The 17334-nt window shown below is 65.0% G+C and carries 19 protein-coding genes; 5 read left to right on the forward strand and 14 right to left on the reverse strand.

The genetic code is table 11. The features are described from left to right. Positions 1-24: 24 nt before the first annotated feature. Together EKN06_RS10510 and EKN06_RS10515 are read right to left on the reverse strand one after the other, a co-directional pair. On the reverse strand, positions 25-903 hold the full coding sequence (locus EKN06_RS10510; protein WP_127612868.1) for an arginyltransferase: 879 nt from the start codon (positions 901-903) through the stop codon (positions 25-27). Positions 904-1188: 285 nt separating this feature from the next. Further along, complete coding sequence (locus tag EKN06_RS10515; protein ID WP_127613028.1) at positions 1189-2421, reverse strand: threonine ammonia-lyase; 1233 nt, start codon at positions 2419-2421, stop codon at positions 1189-1191. 85 nt (positions 2422-2506) lie between these two features. On the opposite strand from EKN06_RS10515, the gene EKN06_RS10520 reads away from it, so the two are divergent. Then, positions 2507-4267 carry an amidohydrolase gene (locus EKN06_RS10520; protein WP_127612869.1) on the forward strand — a complete coding sequence of 587 codons (1761 nt, stop codon included), beginning with the start codon at positions 2507-2509 and terminating at the stop codon, positions 4265-4267. Here the strand turns inward: EKN06_RS10520 and tatC are convergent. From tatC to EKN06_RS10565, 9 genes are all read right to left on the reverse strand, one after another. Further along, entirely contained in the window at positions 4264-5064 is an 801-nt protein-coding gene (gene tatC / locus EKN06_RS10525) for a twin-arginine translocase subunit TatC (protein ID WP_127612870.1), read from the reverse strand. The genes EKN06_RS10520 and tatC overlap by 4 nt on opposite strands. Positions 5065-5075: 11 nt before the next feature. Next, the gene (gene tatB, locus EKN06_RS10530; RefSeq protein WP_127612871.1) at positions 5076-5498 is read right to left on the reverse strand and encodes a Sec-independent protein translocase protein TatB; all 423 of its coding nucleotides are present in this window, start codon (positions 5496-5498) and stop codon (positions 5076-5078) included. A 47-nt stretch (positions 5499-5545) separates the two neighbouring features. Next, positions 5546-5821, reverse strand: coding sequence for a twin-arginine translocase TatA/TatE family subunit (gene tatA, locus EKN06_RS10535; RefSeq protein ID WP_127612872.1), 276 nt, complete (start codon positions 5819-5821; stop codon positions 5546-5548). Between the two features lie 45 nt (positions 5822-5866). Continuing rightward, positions 5867-6517, reverse strand: coding sequence for an SMC-Scp complex subunit ScpB (scpB, locus tag EKN06_RS10540; RefSeq protein WP_127612873.1), 651 nt, complete (start codon positions 6515-6517; stop codon positions 5867-5869). Beyond that, positions 6514-7356 (reverse strand): segregation and condensation protein A, encoded by an 843-nt coding sequence (locus EKN06_RS10545; RefSeq protein ID WP_240654802.1) that lies wholly within the window; start codon positions 7354-7356, stop codon positions 6514-6516. The genes scpB and EKN06_RS10545 overlap by 4 nt, the downstream gene beginning before the upstream one ends. Further along, positions 7353-8381 (reverse strand): beta-N-acetylhexosaminidase, encoded by a 1029-nt coding sequence (gene nagZ / locus EKN06_RS10550; protein ID WP_127612874.1) that lies wholly within the window; start codon positions 8379-8381, stop codon positions 7353-7355. Before nagZ ends, EKN06_RS10545 begins: the two co-directional genes overlap by 4 nt. Before the next feature lie 96 nt (positions 8382-8477). Beyond that, positions 8478-9140, reverse strand: a complete 663-nt coding sequence (locus EKN06_RS10555) for an SPOR domain-containing protein (RefSeq protein ID WP_127612875.1) — start codon at positions 9138-9140, stop codon at positions 8478-8480. A 12-nt stretch (positions 9141-9152) separates the two neighbouring features. Continuing rightward, on the reverse strand, positions 9153-10898 hold the full coding sequence (gene argS, locus EKN06_RS10560) for an arginine--tRNA ligase (protein WP_127612876.1): 1746 nt from the start codon (positions 10896-10898) through the stop codon (positions 9153-9155). A gap of 87 nt (positions 10899-10985) precedes the next feature. Further along, on the reverse strand, positions 10986-11642 hold the full coding sequence (locus EKN06_RS10565) for a hypothetical protein (protein WP_127612877.1): 657 nt from the start codon (positions 11640-11642) through the stop codon (positions 10986-10988). Positions 11643-11876: 234 nt separating this feature from the next. Here EKN06_RS10565 and ispH point away from each other — a divergent pair, with 234 nt between their 5' ends. From ispH to rnhA, 3 genes are read left to right on the forward strand one after another with little or no spacing between them, the layout of a single operon-like run. Continuing rightward, positions 11877-12866 (forward strand): 4-hydroxy-3-methylbut-2-enyl diphosphate reductase, encoded by a 990-nt coding sequence (gene ispH / locus EKN06_RS10570; protein WP_127612878.1) that lies wholly within the window; start codon positions 11877-11879, stop codon positions 12864-12866. Between the two features lie 12 nt (positions 12867-12878). Next, on the forward strand, positions 12879-13880 hold the full coding sequence (gene thrB, locus EKN06_RS10575) for a homoserine kinase (protein ID WP_127612879.1): 1002 nt from the start codon (positions 12879-12881) through the stop codon (positions 13878-13880). Next, positions 13877-14317 (forward strand): ribonuclease HI, encoded by a 441-nt coding sequence (gene rnhA / locus EKN06_RS10580; RefSeq protein WP_127612880.1) that lies wholly within the window; start codon positions 13877-13879, stop codon positions 14315-14317. Before thrB ends, rnhA begins: the two co-directional genes overlap by 4 nt. A gap of 21 nt (positions 14318-14338) precedes the next feature. Here the strand turns inward: rnhA and EKN06_RS10585 are convergent, their stop codons facing one another. The 3 genes from EKN06_RS10585 to EKN06_RS10595 form a co-directional block, all read right to left on the reverse strand. Further along, positions 14339-14521 (reverse strand): YegP family protein, encoded by a 183-nt coding sequence (locus EKN06_RS10585; RefSeq protein ID WP_127612881.1) that lies wholly within the window; start codon positions 14519-14521, stop codon positions 14339-14341. A 68-nt stretch (positions 14522-14589) separates the two neighbouring features. Continuing rightward, positions 14590-15687 carry an NAD(P)/FAD-dependent oxidoreductase gene (locus EKN06_RS10590; RefSeq protein ID WP_205693875.1) on the reverse strand — a complete coding sequence of 366 codons (1098 nt, stop codon included), beginning with the start codon at positions 15685-15687 and terminating at the stop codon, positions 14590-14592. Then, positions 15684-16661, reverse strand: coding sequence for an alpha/beta fold hydrolase (locus EKN06_RS10595; protein WP_338068092.1), 978 nt, complete (start codon positions 16659-16661; stop codon positions 15684-15686). The genes EKN06_RS10590 and EKN06_RS10595 overlap by 4 nt, the downstream gene beginning before the upstream one ends. Positions 16662-16790: 129 nt before the next feature. Here EKN06_RS10595 and EKN06_RS10600 point away from each other — a divergent pair, with 129 nt between their 5' ends. Continuing rightward, positions 16791-17306: an A24 family peptidase gene (locus tag EKN06_RS10600; RefSeq protein ID WP_127612882.1), complete on the forward strand. Its 516-nt coding sequence runs from the start codon at positions 16791-16793 to the stop codon at positions 17304-17306. Positions 17307-17334: the final 28 nt, after the last annotated feature.

The raw sequence follows: 17334 nt of genomic DNA on the forward strand, positions 1-17334 counted from the left end.
AGCAATGCGGCGCGGCGCGCGATTTCAGTTCTGCGGGACGGAGTCGGGAGCGAACGGCCCGGACGGCTGCAACGATCGCTGATCGACGATATTGTCCTTGGACAATCCGTCACCCTCGACGGCGCGACTGGGACTGGCAGCGACACTGGCGATAAGCGAGCCTTGGCGATCGGCGTCGAACCGTTCCCAGCCGTCGGCGCCCAGCCGTTCGAGCGGGCGATAACGCACCTTGTACTGCATCCGCGACGACCCCTCGATCCAGTACCCGAGGTACACGTAAGACAGCCCCGCTCCGGCCGATCTCTGGATGTGATCGAGAATGATGTAATTGCCAAGCCCGGAGCGCGTTTCGTGATGGGGGTCGTAGAACGAATAGATCATTGAAAGACCATCGTTTTGACGATCCGTCAAGCACGCACCCACCAATCGGCCGGGCGTGTCGCCATCCGATGGTTCACGATATTCGATAACGTAGCTGGTGACGGGCGTCTGCTCGACCATGTCGGCATAATCCATCTCGTCCATCGCGGACATGCCGCCGCCCGGATGGCGCGATGCGAGATAGGTTTGCAGCAGCTCGAACTGTTCGACGGTCGACCACGGGCGGCACGCCGTAGCGACCAGATCCGTATTGCGGGCAATCGTCCGCGCCTGCGATTTAGAAGGTTTGAATTCCGAAGCGACGACCCGCACCGAAACGCACGAATTGCAGCCCGCGCACGAAGGGCGATAAGCGACGGTCTGGCTGCGACGAAAACCGATCCGGCCCAGCGCATCGTTAAGCGCATCGGAATCGGAACCCGAAAGCTCAGTAAAAACCTTCCGTTCCTGTCGTCCCGGCAGGTACGGACACGGCGCGGGCGCGGTCACGTAAAATCGGGGGAAACGCACAGGAGCCGTCACGAAGTTACCTGCATCCTCTTACCAGAAACCAGAGCGGCGTGGCCGGCCCGGGCATTGGGCCGACCCACCAACCAGCGCCCGTGCGACAACCAGGACAGTCGCGAACGCAGCGCTCGCCCCTCTTATGCCCCGAAAGGCGAAAGTGTTAAAGACCCTTAACCACGATTGCGCGATTGCGGCCGAGCCGATGCGCCCCTGTCCCGAAACGGGTCGGCGAAGCAAATTACGCGATGCCAAGCGGCGCAAACGCCTTGCTCGATCGGCTCTGCCGCTAAGGGCAATTACCTAGGCGAGTTCGGCCTCTGTCACCGTATAGCCCTGCTCGGTCAGCGATGCGATCAGCGAGTCGATCTGATCGCGATCGCGCGCCTCGCACTCGATATCGGTGATCAGCCCCTTGGCCGGCAGGGTCGTAAAGATCCGCTGGTGATAGATTTCGATGATGTTCACGTGATGCGCGTTGAAGGCGTGCATCACCTTGAACAAGGCGCCCGGACGGTCCTGCAACGTGATCCGCAACCGCGCAAGGCGGCCCGAACGGGCAAGATCGCGCAACAGCACGTTGGCCAGCAGCCGCGTATCGATGTTCCCGCCGCACAGCACGAGCCCGACCTTGCGCCCGGCAAAGCGCGCCCGGTGGCTCATCACCGCAGCCAGCCCGGCTGCGCCCGCGCCTTCGACGACCGTCTTTTCAATCTGCAACAGCATCGCCACCGCGTTTTCCAGCGAGCCTTCGTCGACCAGCACGATGTCGTCGACCAGCCGGCGAATGACCTGCGATGTGATTTCGCCCGGCGCCTTCACCGCGATGCCCTCTGCCAAAGTGTCACCGCCGCATTCGAGGTCCTCGCCCCGCATCCGTGCGAACATCGACGGGTAGAGCGCCGCTTGCACGCCGACGATCTCGATGTCGGGCTTCATATCCTTGGCAATGGTCGCGATGCCGGAAATCAGGCCGCCGCCGCCGATCGGCACGACCAGCGTGTCGAGTTCGGGAACGTCTTCCATCATTTCCAGCCCGACGGTGCCCTGTCCCGCCGCGACGACCGGATCGTCGAACGGATGGATGAAGGTCAGGCCCAGTTCGATCTCGAGTCTGCGCGCATGGGCCGAAGCCTCGTCGAACGTCTCACCCTCCAGCACGACCTTGCCGCCGACGGATTCGGTCTGCATGATCTTTACCGTCGGGGTCGTGCGCGGCATGACGATCGTGACCGGAACGCCCAGCCGCGTGCCATGATAGCTCAGCCCTTGCGAATGATTGCCCGCCGACGCCGCGATGACGCCGCGCGCGCGTTGTTCGGCAGTCAGCTTCAACAGCGCGTTCAACGCGCCGCGCTCCTTGTAGGCGGCGGTGAACTGCTGGTTTTCGAATTTTAGCCAGATATCCGCTCCGGTAATGGCGGACAGCGTCTTCGAATACATGATCGGCGTTCGCACGACCTGCCCGGCGATGCTTTTCGCCGCGGCCCGAACGTCGTTGGCATCGAACGGCAGGGCATCGCCCGGTGCCGCCATGTTCGTCGCTGTATTGGTGTTTGTCATAGAAGGCGGCCCCTATCGGATATGGCGCCCGATTGAAATGCCGTTTAAGGCGGCGGCCATGATCGGTCGCACCAAGATTTCCGCCCTCCTTGCCGCCACTGTCCTTGCCACCGCGCCCATCGCGGCATGGGCGGACACGCTTGTCGACGACGTTCAGGGCATCAGGGTCGCACCCGACGGCACGGTCGAACGCTTTGCCGCGATGCTGATCGACGATGCCGGGCGGGTAAAGGCCACATATCGGCAGGGCGCGAAAAAGCCCAAGGACAAGGACGTCGACTATCGCGTCGAAGGCAAGGGCCGCGTGCTGCTGCCTGGTTTCATCGATTCGCATGTCCACCTGTCCGCCATCGGCTTCAACGCGATGGGGCTGGACCTGTCGGACACGACTTCCATGGCAGAGGCGCTGACCCGGATCGCCGATTACGCGCAGCGCAACCCGACCAAGCCGTGGATCATCGGGCGCGGCTGGAACGAGGTTGCGTGGAATCTCGGCCGCCTGCCCACCGCGGCAGAGCTGGACGCGGCCGTGCCAGACCGCCCCGTCTGGCTGCTGCGGGCCGATGGCCATGCCGGTTGGGCCAACGGCCTCGCCCTGCAACGCGCAGGCGTAACCGCGCAGACCAAGGCGCCGACAGGGGGCCGGATCGTGCAGGCAGGCGGTGTGCCCAGCGGCATCCTGATCGACGCCGCCACCGCGCTGGTCGAAAGCAAGCTGCCACCACCCCTGCCCGAAGAACGCGACATCGCATTCCGCAAGGCGCAGGAAATGCTGCTGGCGCGCGGGATCACCGCCGTGGCCGACATGGGCACGACCCTGCTGGACTGGCAGGCGGTTCGCCGCGAAGCCGACGTCAACCGGTTGCACTTGCGCATCGCATCCTATGCCAACGGCGTCGACGACATGGTGACGATCGCGGGTCCGGGGCCGAGCCCGTGGCTTTACGGCGACCGGCTGAAGCTGATCGGCGTGAAGCTTTGGCTGGACGGCGCGCTGGGATCGCGCGGGGCGTGGCTGACCAAGCCTTATGCCGACGCGCGCGACAGCACGGGCTTGCAGCTGATCGGCGGCACGCAATTGCGCAACCTGATGAGCCGGGCGGCCATGGACGATTTCCAGATCGCGCTCCACGCCATCGGCGATGCCGCGAACCGCGAAGCGCTGGACGCCATTTCGGAAATGCAGGCCAGCTATCCCGGCGACCGGCGCTGGCGGATCGAACATGCGCAGGTTATCGACCCGGCGGATATCCCGCGTTTCGCGCAATTGGGCGTCATCGCCTCGATGCAGCCGCATCACCAGGTTTCCGATCGCACGATGGCCCAAGCCCGGCTTTCGCCCGATCGGCTCGCCGGGGCCTATGCGTGGAAATCGCTGCTGAACAGCAAGGCGCACCTAGCATTCGGCTCCGACGCCCCGGTCGAACTGCCCGACGTGTTCGAAGGGATCGCCGATGCCATCACGCGTCAGGATAAGGCCGGCGAGCCGTTCGGCGGGTGGCAACCGCAAGAGATCATTTCACGCGAACAGGCGCTGGCCGCCTATACTGAAGGCGGTGCCTATGCCGTCGGCGCCGAAGGTCGTTTTGGCACGCTGGCCAAGGGCGAGTTTGCCGATTTCGTGCTGGTCACGGTCGACCCCTTGCTCGCCCCGCCGGCAACGCTGCGACAGGGGCGCGTGCTGGAAACGTGGATCGCAGGGCACAAGGTGTGGTCGCAAAGCGGCGGCGGGTTGAACTATGGCGCGGCGACGAGCGCGGCGACCGGTAAAGCAACGAGCGGGCCGACGGGTAACGCGGCGGCACCCGAAGGGCGTTAGGGAGCCTCGCTCTCACTCTCGACGAGTTCGGGCTCCGGCTCTGACTTTGCCCGCAACTCGCCCAGCCGCATCAGAAGCAGCGATCCTTCGAACAACAGGATCAGCGGCGTAGCCAGCATCAGCTGCGATACGATGTCGGGCGGCGTTATCACGGCGGCCACGATGAAGATGGCGACGATCATGTAACGCCGCGCGCCCGACATCTGGACGTGGCTGACGATTCCTGCGCGGTTCAGCAACAACATCAGCACGGGCAACTGGAAACTGATGCCGAATGCCAGGATGAACTGCATGACGAGGCTGAGGTATTCGCCCATCGCGGGCAAGGCCTCCTGCTCCAGGCCGCCGACGCTGCCTTCAAAGCCCAGGAACCATTTGAACGCGGTGGGCATCACCACGAAGTAGGCGAGGGAAGCTCCGGCTACGAACAGGATCGGCGACGCGAACAGGAACGGCAGAAACGCCTTCTTTTCCTTGGCATAGAGCCCCGGCGCGACAAAGGCCCACAGCTGGTTGGCGATGATCGGAAAGGCGAGGAAGAACGCGGCGAAGATCGCGACCTTGATCTCTACGAAAAACGCTTCGTAGAGCTTGGTATAAATGATCTTGCCCTGCCCCGGCGGGAAAGCCTGCGTCAGCGGACGGACGAGGAACCCGAAGATCTTGTCCGACAGCGGCATGCAGATGGCAAAGGCGACGATCAGCGCCAGCACCGCGCGCATCATGCGGCGGCGCAACTCGATCAAGTGATCGAGCAGCGGCGATTCGGTTTCGTCGAGATCGGGTACCTTGAACATGGGTGCGCCGGTCAGTCCTTAGCCGCGTCGCGTTTGTCGTCGAACAGTGGCAGCGGCTCCATCTGCGGGTCGGCGACAGGGTCGGGCGCGGGCGGCGCGGAAGGCGCGGGCTGATCGACCAAGCTTTCGGGCGTGGCTACCGGGCCTTCGGCGATCTCGGCAGAAGCATGCTCAAGCCGTCCGGTTTCGGGGTCGGCAGTGGGGTGTTTGGCCATGATCTCGGCGTTGCGCTTGTCCCATTCCTTCTGCATGTCCTCCATCTCCGCCTCTCGCACGATGGCGTCGAGACCGGCGCGGAAATGGCCGGATACCTTGCGCATCTTGCCGATCCAGCGACCGGCGGTGCGCATGGCGAGCGGCAGGTCCTTGGGGCCGATGACGATGACCGCCACGACGATGATGAGCAGCAGTTCGGTGGCGCCGATGTCGAACATGGGTCAGCGGTTATCCGGGTCGCGACGAATGGGCAGAGCGCGCGAGATCAGGCGATCTTGTCGCCGTCCGTCGTCGTTTCGGCAGGCACGGCAGTGTTCGAAGTGGTCGCCGAAGGGGTCACAGGCGCGCTGGATGCCGGCGGGGTCGCTTCGCGTGACTGTTCAATGCGCATCATGTCCTTGCTGCTTTCATCGTTCATGCCCTGCTTGAAGCTCTTGATGCCTTTGCCGAAGTCACCCATCATTTCGGAAATGCGACCGCGCCCGAACAGGACGAGGATCACGAGCGCGATGATGATCAGTTGCCAGGGGCCGACGTTCACGGGAATTCTCCTAATCGGGCCAAGAGCCCTTGTGTCCGCCCCTATCTAGGCGCTTTGATCGCCCATATCCAGTGACGGCGTGTCGCCATCCATCGCATCGTCTTCAACGGATTCCGCCGACTGCGAAGCCACTTCTGCATGCGCGTCCATTTCGCGCTCCATCGCTTCTGCCACCGGGTCCAGCAGGCCCGCAGCGCGCAATTCAGCCAATCCGGGAAGCTCGCGCCGAGTGGCGAGGCCGAAGTGGGTGAGGAATTCGGGCGTCGTGGCATAGATCACCGGACGGCCCGGCACGTCCCGCCGCCCGGCGATGCGCACCCAGCCCGCCTCCATCAAGACGTCCAGTGTGCCTTTGGCCGTCTGCACCCCGCGAATCGATTCGATTTCGGCGCGGCTGACGGGTTCGTGATATGCGACAATGGCAAGACATTCGGTCGCCGCGCGCGACAGGCGCCGAACCTCCTCCCGCTCACGCCGCAATAGGTGGGCAAGATCGGGCGCGGTCTGGAAATGCCAGAGCCTGCCCCGCTTCACGAGGGTGACGCCCCGGGTCCGGTAGGTTTCCTCCAGCTCCGCCAGCGCTTCGCGCACGTCCGCGCCGCCAAGATGTTCGCCGATTTCTTCGCGGCTTAACGGGCGTTCGGATGCGAACAGCACCGCTTCGACCGCGCGGACAAGGTCGTCGGGCTCGCTCACTTGTCGCCCTTTTTCAGCACCCGGAGACGCAACGGCCCGAACGTTTCGTCCTGCGCCAATTCGGCCCGCCCCTGCTTGGCGAGTTCGAGTGCGGCGACGAAGCTGGAGGCGAGCGCCGATTTCTTCAGCTTCGGGTCGGCATGGGGCGGCAGGAACTGGCGCAGTTCCATCCAGTCGATCGCGACGCCCAACATGGCCGACACCCGGTTCAGCGCGCTTTCCAGCGTCATCACCATGCGTTCGCGCACCATGTGGACGACCGGCGCGGTGCGGGCCTTTACCTGTCCGTACGCCTGCACGAGATCGAACCATTCACACTGCCACGCCCGTTTCTTCAGCACGCGCAACCCTTCGGGCGCGTCGCGGCCAAACACGTCGCGACCCAGCCTGTCGCGCGCCATCAGCCGCGCCGCCGCCTCTCGCATCGCGGCCAGCCGCTGCAACCGCAGTTGCAGCCGCAGGGCGAGCTCCGCGGGGCTGGGGTCCTCCTGCTCCTCCTTGGGCAGCAGCAGCGCGGATTTCAGGTAGGCCAACCATGCCGCCATGACGAGATAGTCGGCGGCGAGTTCCAGCTTCATTTCGCCCGCCCGGTCGATGAATGCGAGGTACTGGTCGACCAGTTCGAGGATCGAGATCTTGCGCAGGTCGACCTTCTGCCGTCGAGCCAGATCGAGCAGGATGTCGAGCGGCCCTTCCCACCCGTCGATGTCGAGATAGAGCCGGGCGGGGTCGTCGCGGTCCGGTTCAGCCCGCTCGCCCGCAGCATCGTCGGGCCATGCAAAATCGGGCATGTCCGCCGTGGCGAGCGGCAATTGCTGCGGCTCGCCCGGATCGGTCATGCCGACACGCCCGCAGCTTCCAGTAACGCGTCGCGTTTGGCGATCGCCTCTGCCCGCTCCTCCGCCCCATCGAAGGGACAAGCAACGTTCGCGCCCGCCATTGCGGTATCGAGCCGGGCGCGCGATTTGGCGCTCATTTCGGGGAGGGCGGCGCATATGCCCTCCATCTCGTCCATTCTTGCCCAGCAGTTCAGCACGACGTCGCAACCGGCGGCAATCGCGGCGGCGGACCGTTCGGGGATCGTGCCCGAGAGCGCCTGCATGTCGATGTCGTCGGTCATCAACAGGCCGCCGAAACCGATGCGCTTGCGGATGATGTTTTCTATCACCGTCGGCGATTGCGTCGCGGGGCGCAGCGGGTCCCACGCTTCGAACACGATATGCGCGCTCATCGCCATGGGCGCGTTCCGCAACACCTCGAACGGGGCAAGATCGACGGCCAGTTCTTCATCGCTGGCGGTGACGGTGGGCAGGTTCTTGTGACTGTCGCACAGCGCTCGGCCATGGCCCGGCATATGCTTGACGATCCCGACCACGCCCGCGTCCGCCAATCCGTCCAGCACCGCCCGGCCCAGCGCGGCGACGCGCATCGGATCAGACCCCAACGCCCGGTCGCCGATCACGTCGTGCGCGCCTTCGTGCCGGACGTCCAACAAGGGGAGCGCATCGCTGCTGACGCCCGCTTCGGCAAGGTCGAGCCCGATGGCGCGGGCGTTGCAACGCGCCGCCTCCATCGCGCTGATCGGCGCGACATCATACAACCGGTCGAACACGCCCTGCGGTGGATAGGCGGGCCATGCCGGCGGTTTCATCCGCGAAACCCGGCCGCCTTCCTGATCGATCAGGATTAGCAGCTCGTCGCGTCCGTGCAGGCCGCGCAAATCGTCGGTCAGCGCGCGCATCTGATCGGGCGTGTCGCAGTTGCGTCCGAACAGGATGTACCCCGCCGGATTGCACGAGGCGAAAAAGGCCCGTTCCGCGTCCGTGAGCATAAGGCCGGACATGCCGAAGATCGCTGGCGTCATAATCCCGCAAGGTTCCCGCATGGATGGCCGCGAAGCAAGGGGTGCGATGCCGCCATGCCCATAATTCGCGCGCCGTTTCTTCGTGGCTTTGCGCCCTTAGCGCTTCACCTGGCACTCGATCCCGTTGCGGCGCATGTCGTCGCACAGGGCAAAGGCCGATGCAGTTGATCCGGCGATGGCCTGCAGGCGATAGACGACGCCGATGTCGGCCCGGCCCTGCACGATGCGCCGGTCATATCCGCCCAAGGGTTCGTACCGCGTGCGCAGGAAATCCCAGCCCGTTTGCGCGTCGGCTTCGGTCGAATAGGCGCCGATCTGCACTGCTACGCCCGATAGCGGCGGCGCGGGCGTTGCGGTCGGTGTCGCGCTCGACGATGGCGTCGCCACGGGCACGGCGTCGGCTTCGCGTTCGGCCAGCGTCGCTTCGTTATCGACGCCCTGCCCCACTTCGTACGAACTGTCGCCCGTTCCCGCGACGGTCATGCCGCCCTTGTCCCTCGGCCGGACCTTATAAGGCGCGTCGGGCGCCTCGATCAGCGATCCGTCGCCTTCGGGCGGGGCGCTGGCCCATTCGCTTGTCGCAACGGCAATGGCGGCCAGCGCCAACAGGATGATCGCGACGATGCCGACGAACTTGCCGATGCGGCCCCAGTCGAGCCCTTCGTCGATGTCTTCGTCAGCCGATTCGAGCCACGGCAGGCGCAGTTCCGGCTCTCCCAGCGCGAGCCGACCTTCGGTGTCACCTGCCTCAGTATTCACGCGCGACCTCGCTCAAAGCTGCTCCGCCGCTTCGACCCCGAGAATGGCAAGGCCGTTGCGAATCACCTGTCCGACTTGCGACGCGAGATAAAGCCGCGCGCCCGACAATTCGGCATTGTCGGCGACCACGAAACGCTTGTCGACCCGGTCATTACCGATGTTCCAGTATGCGTGGAACGCGGCGGCCAAATCGCCGAGGAAAAAGGCGATCCGGTGCGGTTCGCGCGCCCTTGCGGCGGCTTCGACCATGCGCGGGAACTGCGCGGCGACCTTGACCAGTTCCATTTCTTCTTCGCCCAGCAGGTCGAGATGCGCGGGCGACGGTCCGAAACCGGCCTCCGCGCCCTTGTGCAGGGTCGAACAGATGCGCGCGTGGGCATACTGGACGTAGAAGACGGGGTTGTCTTTCGACGCCTCGACCACCTTGGCGAAATCGAAATCCATCTGCGCTTCGGGCTTGCGTGTCAGCATCGTGAAACGCACGACGTCCTTGCCCACTTCCTCCACCACGTCGGCCAGCGTGACGAAGCTGCCCGAACGCTTGGACATCTTCACCGGCTGGCCGTCGCGCAGCAGCTGCACCATCTGCACCAGCTTGACATCGAAGGGCAGGTCGCGGCCTTCGGCGCCTGTCAACGCGGCGACGGCGGCCTTGATCCGCTTGACCGTGCCGGCATGATCCGCGCCCCAAATGTCGATCAGCGCGTCGGCGCCCTGCGATTTCTGGAAGTGATAGGCGAGATCGGCGCCAAAATAGGTCCAGTTGCCGTCCGATTTGCGGATCGGGCGATCCTGGTCGTCGCCAAACTGGGTCGAGCGGAACAGCGGCAGTTCCACCGGCTCCCAATCGTCGAGCGTCTTGCCCTTGGGCGCTTCGAGCACGCCGTCATAGACAAGGCCCTTTTCGCGCAGGAACGCCTCGGCAGCCTCGGGCTTGCCGGCGGCCTGCAATTCGGCTTCGGAGGAAAACAGGTCGTGATGAATGCCCAGCAGCGCAAGGTCGCTGCGGATCATGTCCATCATCGCGGCGACGGCGCGGGTGCGGAACAGGTCGAGCCATTCGCTTTCGGGCGCGCCGATGTACTTGTCGCCGAATTCCTCGGCCAGCGCCTTGCCAATGGGGATCAGGTAGTCGCCGGGATAGAACCCTTCGGGGATTTCCCCGATGTCCTCGCCCAGCGCCTCGCGATAGCGCAGGTGCGCCGACCGGCCCAGCGTCTGGACCTGCGCGCCGGCATCGTTGACGTAGTATTCCTTGATGACCGCGAACCCTGCGAATTCCAGCAGGCCCGCCAGCGCATCGCCGACGACCGCGCCGCGGCAATGGCCCATGTGCATCGGGCCAGTGGGGTTGGCCGAGACGTATTCGATGTTCACGGTGCGCCCCGCTCCCATCGCCGACCGGCCATAGGCATCGCCCAGCTCCGCGATGGCGGCCACTTCGTCCAGCCACGCTGTCTGCGCCAGCCGCAGGTTGATGAACCCCGGCCCCGCGATCGTAGCCTCTGTCACGTTGGGCAGCGCCGACAGTTCGGCGACCAGTGCTTCGGCCAGCGCGCGGGGATTGGTCTTGGCCGGTTTAGCCAGCACCATCGCCGCATTGGTGGCAAGATCGCCATGGGCGGGATCGCGCGGCGGTTCGACCGCGACGTTTTCGCGGCTGACATCGGCGGGCAGCGCGCCCTTGGCGACAAGAGCGTCGAGCGCGGTATCGACGGCGCGGGACATGATGCCGTGAATGGTCGTTGTGTGGGTCATGCCGGCGCGCCTAGCCGACATTGCCACCAAGGAAAAGCGCACAAGAGCAAAAGCGCCGCCCCGGCAAAACCGCCTTTGGGCCGTCGCTTAACGCGTGGCGTTATAAGCGAGCTGTTCCTGAGTCAGTTGGAATCCGATCAGAACCTCGAACGTGGCGCGGGCGATCGCCGCCTTCACCTCGGGATCGGCCAGCGGATCAAGCGCGGCGTCGGTGTCGCCCGCCTTGCGCCGCTTGGTGATGCGGTCGCGGATTTCGGCCGGAAGCGTCGCGGCGGCGGCATCGACATAGGCCCCAGCCCGCGCCGTGGCTGTCGCGCGATCCTGTCCGGCGGCGAAATTCACGCGGGCAGTGCCGACCTGTTTCGATACGACGGCGGAACCGCCCTGCATCACGGTGACGAAATAGGGCAGATCGACGCTGCGCGCGACAGAAGCATCGCGGCGCGTGGCGATGACGTCGAACGTCGCTTCGGAATAGACCTGCGCGCCGGTTTCGTTGCACGTCGGACGGACATTGGTGATGACCCCCGTAACGTCGAGTGCGGACGCGGTCTGTGCGCCGGGCTGGCTGAACAAGGTCACGTTCCCGGTGTAATCGGGCACGCCCACGGCAGGACACAGCGTACGCACCGCGGTGATGCCCACGCCTTGATCGACCACGAGATCGCCTTCGGACTTGCAACCGGTAAGGGCAAGGGCGGCAACCAGCGCCATCGCGGCGGCGGGACGGAAACGGAAAGTCATCGGTGGCGTAACCCCTGCCAAGGATAAAGATGAGAAGGTCTTCTTGCGCGCATGCCCTAGCCGCCAAGCGCCGCAACGGCAATGCGCGGATGGCATCTTGCCCCCTGTTGGCCCGATAAACCTGTCTCCAGCGTTTACGAGCGCACCTTTGCCTTGCAAATTCGTCGCGCCAGATCGGTCCTTGCCAGACCGGCGCTTTACCTTGGCACCCCCACGCGCTTAAAGGGCGGCACGATGGAAACCACCCCACTTGCCCGAACCGACGCACATCCCGCCGCTGGCGACAGCGACAAGCCGCTGCGCCTGCTTATCGCCGCCCCCCGCGGGTTCTGCGCCGGCGTCGACCGCGCGATAGAGATCGTGGACCGCGCGCTCGCCCGTTATGGCGCGCCGGTCTATGTTCGGCACGAAATCGTGCACAACCGCTTTGTCGTCGATTCGCTGAAAGCCAAGGGCGCGATCTTCGTCGAGGAACTGGACGAAGTGCCCGACGGCGTGCCGGTCGTCTTTTCCGCTCATGGCGTGCCCAAATCGGTGCCCGCGGATGCGGAAAGTCGCGGGCTCGACTATCTCGACGCGACTTGCCCGCTGGTCAGCAAGGTGCATCGCCAGGCCGAACGGCAGCTGGAGGCTGGACGCCACATCCTGTTCATCGGGCACAAGGGCCATCCCGAAGTCGTCGGCACTTTCGGACAGGTGCCCGAAGGCGCGATGACCTTGGTCGAAACCGAAGCCGACGTGGCGAAGCTCACCTTCGGGCCAGATCAGGAACTCGCCTATCTGTCGCAAACGACCCTGTCGGTGGACGACACCGCGCAGATCATCGCCGCGCTGGTCGCGCGCTATCCGCAGATCGTCGCGCCCAAGGCCGACGACATCTGTTATGCGACGTCAAACCGTCAGGCCGCGGTCAAGGCGATCGCGGGCGAATGCGAGCTGTTGCTGGTTATCGGCGCGCCCAATTCGTCCAATTCGCTGCGCCTTGTCGAAGTGGCCGAACGCATGGGCACCCCCGCCAGGCTGGTTCAGCGCGGTAGCGAAATCGATCCCGCATGGCTTGACGGGATCGAAACCCTGGGGCTTACCGCCGGGGCTTCGGCACCCGAAGTGCTGGTGCGCGAAGTGGTCGATGCCCTAGCCGCGATCCGGCCGTTGACCGAGGAGGTCGTGCGCACCGCGCAGGAACGGATCACCTTCAAGCTGCCCCGCCAGCTGCAGGACTGAGGCGAGAAGCGCATGGCCGTCTATACGCGCATCGGGGCCGAGGCGATGGCCGAGCTTATCGCCGCATTCGACGTCGGCGAACTGACCAGCGCGAAGGGCATTGCCGAGGGCGTGTCCAACAGCAACTGGCTGATCGAGACGACAGGCGGGGCCAAGGGCACCGGTTCGAAAGGCAGTCGGCGCTTTATCCTCACCGTTTACGAGGAACGGACCGAGGTGGAGGAACTGCCCTTCTTCCTCGGACTGCTCGATCACCTCGCGGCGGCGGGCTGCCCGGTGCCGCGCACGATGCACGATCGGTCGGGCGCGGCTTTCCGCGAATTTGCGACCGATACGGGTGAGATGAAATCGCTTGCCCTGATTGAATTCCTGCCCGGTATTTCGGCCGACAAACCCACACCCGCGCAGGCAGAGGCGGTCGGGCACGCGCTGGCGCAGGTCCACCTTGCCGCCCTCGACTATCCGCGCAAACGCGCCAATTCGATGGGGCATGCAGCATGGCGCCGCTTTGCCGGGGCATGCGACGGACGCTGGGGCGAAATCGATGCGCGGCTCGCCGTCGTGCCTACCGCGGTGGAGGAAGTGATCGCCGCATGGCCGCAGGGCCTGCCGCAATCGGTCATCCATGCCGACCTGTTTCCCGACAACGTCCTGTTGGTCGGCGACGCGGTGTCGGGCCTTATCGACTTCTACTTCGCATGCACCGGGCCGATGGCTTACGATCTCGCGGTGACCCACGCGGCGTGGAGCTTTTCGCCCGACGGCAAACGCCACGACGCCGCCATCGGCCGGGCGATCCTGACAGGTTACGAATCGGTCCGCCCGCTCAGCCCCGAAGAACGCGCGGCGCTGCCGATCTTGGCCGAAGGGGCGGCGCTCAGGTTCGTTCTGACCCGCGCCTACGACTGGTTGAACACGCCCGCCGACGCGCTGGTGACGCGCAAGGATCCGTGCGCCTTTTTCGAACGGTACGAATTCTATCGCACCCATGGCGCGCAGGCGTTCGCGGCATGAGCCGTATCGAAATTTACACCGACGGCGCGTGCAAGGGCAATCCCGGACCAGGCGGCTGGGGGGCGTTGCTGCGCAAGGGCGAGACGGAACGCGAGCTTTCGGGGCGCGAGCGCGACACGACCAACAACCGCATGGAAATGACCGCGGTGATCGAAGCGCTGAACGCACTGACCCGCCCGTGTGAAGTCGACCTGTTCACCGACAGCAAGTACGTGATCGACGGCATCACCAGCTGGGTGCACAACTGGCAGAAGCGCGGCTGGAAGACGGCGGCGAAAAAACCCGTTCTGAACGAAGACCTGTGGCGCGCCATGCTGGACGCCACGGCCCCGCACACGATTCGCTGGCACTGGGTAAAGGGGCACGCCGGCCATCCCGAAAACGAACGCGTGGATGCGCTCGCCAGCGATCAGGCGCTGATCGCGGCGGCGTCGTAGCAACGGTCGGTCGTTAGCCGGTCAGTCGGTCGTGGTATCGACCACTTCGGCGGTCGGCCCGTTCTTCAGAATCGAATCGATCGCATTCTTCGCGCTCGATTTCGATGAATAACCTTCGGTCCAGAACATGGTTTCGCTGTTGTAGCAGAAATAGGCGACGAACTCGCCTTTCTTGTTTTTACGGATTTCGAAACGATGGGCCATCCATTGTCACTCCCGGTTGCAGTCAGGACCCCGATTTTAAGCCGCGTGTGCCGCTTCGCAACCCCGCATCAGCCAAATCGCGCAGGCGCATAGGCGGCAGGGTCGATCCCATCGGCGATCGCAAAATTGCGGTTCAGCAACAGCCCCGCTGCCAGCGCCGATGCGGCGGGCGCGGTCTGAATGCCGAAACCGCCCTGCCCCGCGCACCAGAAAAAGCCCGGCACGCGTGCGTCGAAACCGTAAACCGGCAGCCTATCGGGGGCGAAACTGCGCAGGCCAGCCCACTTGCGCTCCACCGCCTCGATTCGCCAGTCGACGACGCCCTGCAAGCGTTCGACGGCCACCGCCACGTCAAGTTCTTCGGGCGCGGCATCGCACGGTGCGGATGGCGTTTCGTCGTGCGGGCTCAGCCAGACGCGCCCGCTCTCGGGCTTGAAATAGAACCCGCCGTTGATGTCAAGCGTCAGCGGCAGCGTGTCCGTCGCGGCGGGCTCGGTGCGCAATTGCACCACCGTGCGGCGCAGCGGCACAATGCCCAGCGGCGCGGCACCCGCGATGCGCGCGATATCGTCTGCCCATGCCCCCGCCGCATCGACCAGCACGTCGCAGCCCAGCCGCGCTCCGTCCGCGAGCGTCAGGGTCCAGCCGCCTGCACCTCGTTCCGCCGCTACCAGCCGCGACCGCACGCGAATTCCTGCCCCCTGCCCCTTTGCCTCGGCCAGAAAATGGGCGTGAAGCGCGCCAACGTCGATGTCGGAGCATGATGGCTCCCACGATGCGCAAGTCCAGTCTTCGCGCAGCCACGGCACGTGCCGTTCCATGGCTGCGCGGTCCAGTAATTCGATCTCGGCGCCAAGCCTCGCGAATCGGGCGACGAACGCCTCCACTTTCGCGCGGTCGGCTTCGCGCCCGATATTCATCGCGCCGCGAAAGGACAGGAACCCGCCATCGCGCAAGTATGGCCCCGACGCGGCGGTCAGCGGAAAGACGCCCGGTCCGCCATAGGTTTCTTCCCAGAACGCCGCCGAACGCCCGGTCGCGTGGTATCCGGGCTGATCTTCCCCCTCGATGACCAGCACCGATGCGTGGGGCGCGACCATGGCGGCAAGGCTGGCCCCCGCCATGCCTGCGCCGACGATGACGATATCGACCTTGTCCGGAATCATGCGCGCGGCGCCCGCTGATCGAGGAAATCGCGAATCGCCGCCAGTGCCCGGTCGCGCACCGGATCGACCTCGCGCAGGATTTCGTGTGCGGATTCGGGCCCGAATTCAACCAACTGCGCATCGGGTAGCAGCGCCGCCGCCTTGCGAATCGCGCGGGGAGAAACCAGTCGGTCCGCTCTCGACGCTATGATCAGGATTGGGGTGCGTACGCGCGCCAGCGAATCGGGTGCCATGATCCGGCGCATCGACGCCAACGCCTGTTCCAGCCAACCCCAGCTTGCCGGGCCCATGACGAGTTCCGGGCGTTCCTCGCGCCAGAATTCCTCGTCCGCGTAACGTTCGGCATCGTGGGTCAACAAGGCGGCGCGCCCGGCGGGCAATTCGCCTGGCTTCTCGCTCCACTTCCAGGCCGGGCGGCGGCTATCGCCCGTGCGCGATCGCAACTTCGCAAACGCGTGAAGCAAGGCATAGGGCAGCGGCACGCCGGCAAAACCCAGCATCGGCGCGACCAGCACCGCCGCGGCGGGATCGATCGATCGCTCCTCCAACGCGCGCAGGACGATATGCCCGCCCATCGAATGGCCCAGCACCACGTGCGGTCCCGGCGTTTCGCGACACCATTCGCGCCAGAACGCGACGAGATCGTCGACCCACTGGGCGAAATCCGCGACATGTCCGGTCGTCGCGTCTAATCCCAGCCGACCCGATCCGGCTTGTCCGCGCCAGTCCAGCCCCGTCACTTGCCATCCGGCAAGGTACATCTCGTGCATCGACTCCAGATATTTTTCGTAACTGTCGCCCCGTCCCGGCAGGAATAATAGCGACCCGCGCGCCGCGACGTCGCCTTGCCCGCCACCCCGATCGATGCGGCGCCAATCGATGCGGCGTAATCGATGACCGTCTGCCGCGATCCACGCTGTTTCGGTCGCGGCATCGGGGATGACCCGGCGAATTTCGGAAGCTGTCTGAATCACGTGGCTAACGGCGTCCCCTGTCGCGTGGTTACTGTTTGGTAAGCCATCCCGCCTAGACCGCACCCATCAAGGTAAATTTTTCCAACCCGGGCCGATTTCGCGCCGGGGGCGGACCATGAGGGGCCCGACATGAACGCAGGAATGGTCACTTACGGATTGCTTGCCGGATTGGCAATCGCAGTGCTTTACGGGGCGTTCACCGACATCCGTTCGCGCAAGATCACCAATCGGCTGACGCTGACCGTCGCGGCATTCGCCCCGGCGTTCTGGTGGGCGTCGGGACTGGCGATCTGGCCGGGCGTCGCGGTGCAATTGCTGCTGGCGGCGGGCATGTTCGCGTTCGGTGCGCTCATGTTCAGGCTGCGCCAGATGGGCGGCGGCGATGTGAAGTTGCTGACCGCGATCGCGCTGTGGCTGCCGCCGACGACGTTCGGCGTGCTGATGCTGATGATCTGCATCGCCAACGGCGTGCTGACGGCGGCGATGATCGCGCGCCACCGCCGCATCAAACGGTCGGGGCTGGAGGCAAAACAGTTGCAGGTTCCCTACGGCATTTCGGTCGCGGTTTGCATGCTGATGCTGCTCGCCGGGCGGTACGGTCCGGGGCTTCATGCGACGATGACAACGAATTCCATGCTGTCTTGACCTGATTTTAACCATTGCCGGCCAACTT

Origin of the sequence: Croceicoccus ponticola, from assembly GCF_004004515.1 — a bacterium.
Taxonomy (GTDB): domain Bacteria; phylum Pseudomonadota; class Alphaproteobacteria; order Sphingomonadales; family Sphingomonadaceae; genus Croceicoccus; species Croceicoccus ponticola.

Bases quoted from the DNA above. Each gene is read 5' to 3' on its own strand.
- argS (WP_127612876.1), bottom strand. From the start codon at position 10,898: ATGACCCACACAACGACCATTCACGGCATCATGTCCCGCGCCGTCGAT.
- EKN06_RS10520 (WP_127612869.1), top strand. From the start codon at position 2,507: ATGATCGGTCGCACCAAGATTTCCGCCCTCCTTGCCGCCACTGTCCTT.
- ispH (WP_127612878.1), top strand. From the start codon at position 11,877: ATGGAAACCACCCCACTTGCCCGAACCGACGCACATCCCGCCGCTGGC.
- EKN06_RS10590 (WP_205693875.1), bottom strand. From the start codon at position 15,687: ATGATTCCGGACAAGGTCGATATCGTCATCGTCGGCGCAGGCATGGCG.
- tatB (WP_127612871.1), bottom strand. From the start codon at position 5,498: ATGTTCGACATCGGCGCCACCGAACTGCTGCTCATCATCGTCGTGGCG.
- EKN06_RS10515 (WP_127613028.1), bottom strand. From the start codon at position 2,421: ATGGCGGCACCGGGCGATGCCCTGCCGTTCGATGCCAACGACGTTCGG.
- EKN06_RS10585 (WP_127612881.1), bottom strand. From the start codon at position 14,521: ATGGCCCATCGTTTCGAAATCCGTAAAAACAAGAAAGGCGAGTTCGTC.
- tatC (WP_127612870.1), bottom strand. From the start codon at position 5,064: ATGTTCAAGGTACCCGATCTCGACGAAACCGAATCGCCGCTGCTCGAT.
- EKN06_RS10600 (WP_127612882.1), top strand. From the start codon at position 16,791: ATGAACGCAGGAATGGTCACTTACGGATTGCTTGCCGGATTGGCAATC.
- nagZ (WP_127612874.1), bottom strand. From the start codon at position 8,381: ATGACGCCAGCGATCTTCGGCATGTCCGGCCTTATGCTCACGGACGCG.
- EKN06_RS10545 (WP_240654802.1), bottom strand. From the start codon at position 7,356: ATGACCGATCCGGGCGAGCCGCAGCAATTGCCGCTCGCCACGGCGGAC.
- thrB (WP_127612879.1), top strand. From the start codon at position 12,879: ATGGCCGTCTATACGCGCATCGGGGCCGAGGCGATGGCCGAGCTTATC.
- EKN06_RS10565 (WP_127612877.1), bottom strand. From the start codon at position 11,642: ATGACTTTCCGTTTCCGTCCCGCCGCCGCGATGGCGCTGGTTGCCGCC.
- rnhA (WP_127612880.1), top strand. From the start codon at position 13,877: ATGAGCCGTATCGAAATTTACACCGACGGCGCGTGCAAGGGCAATCCC.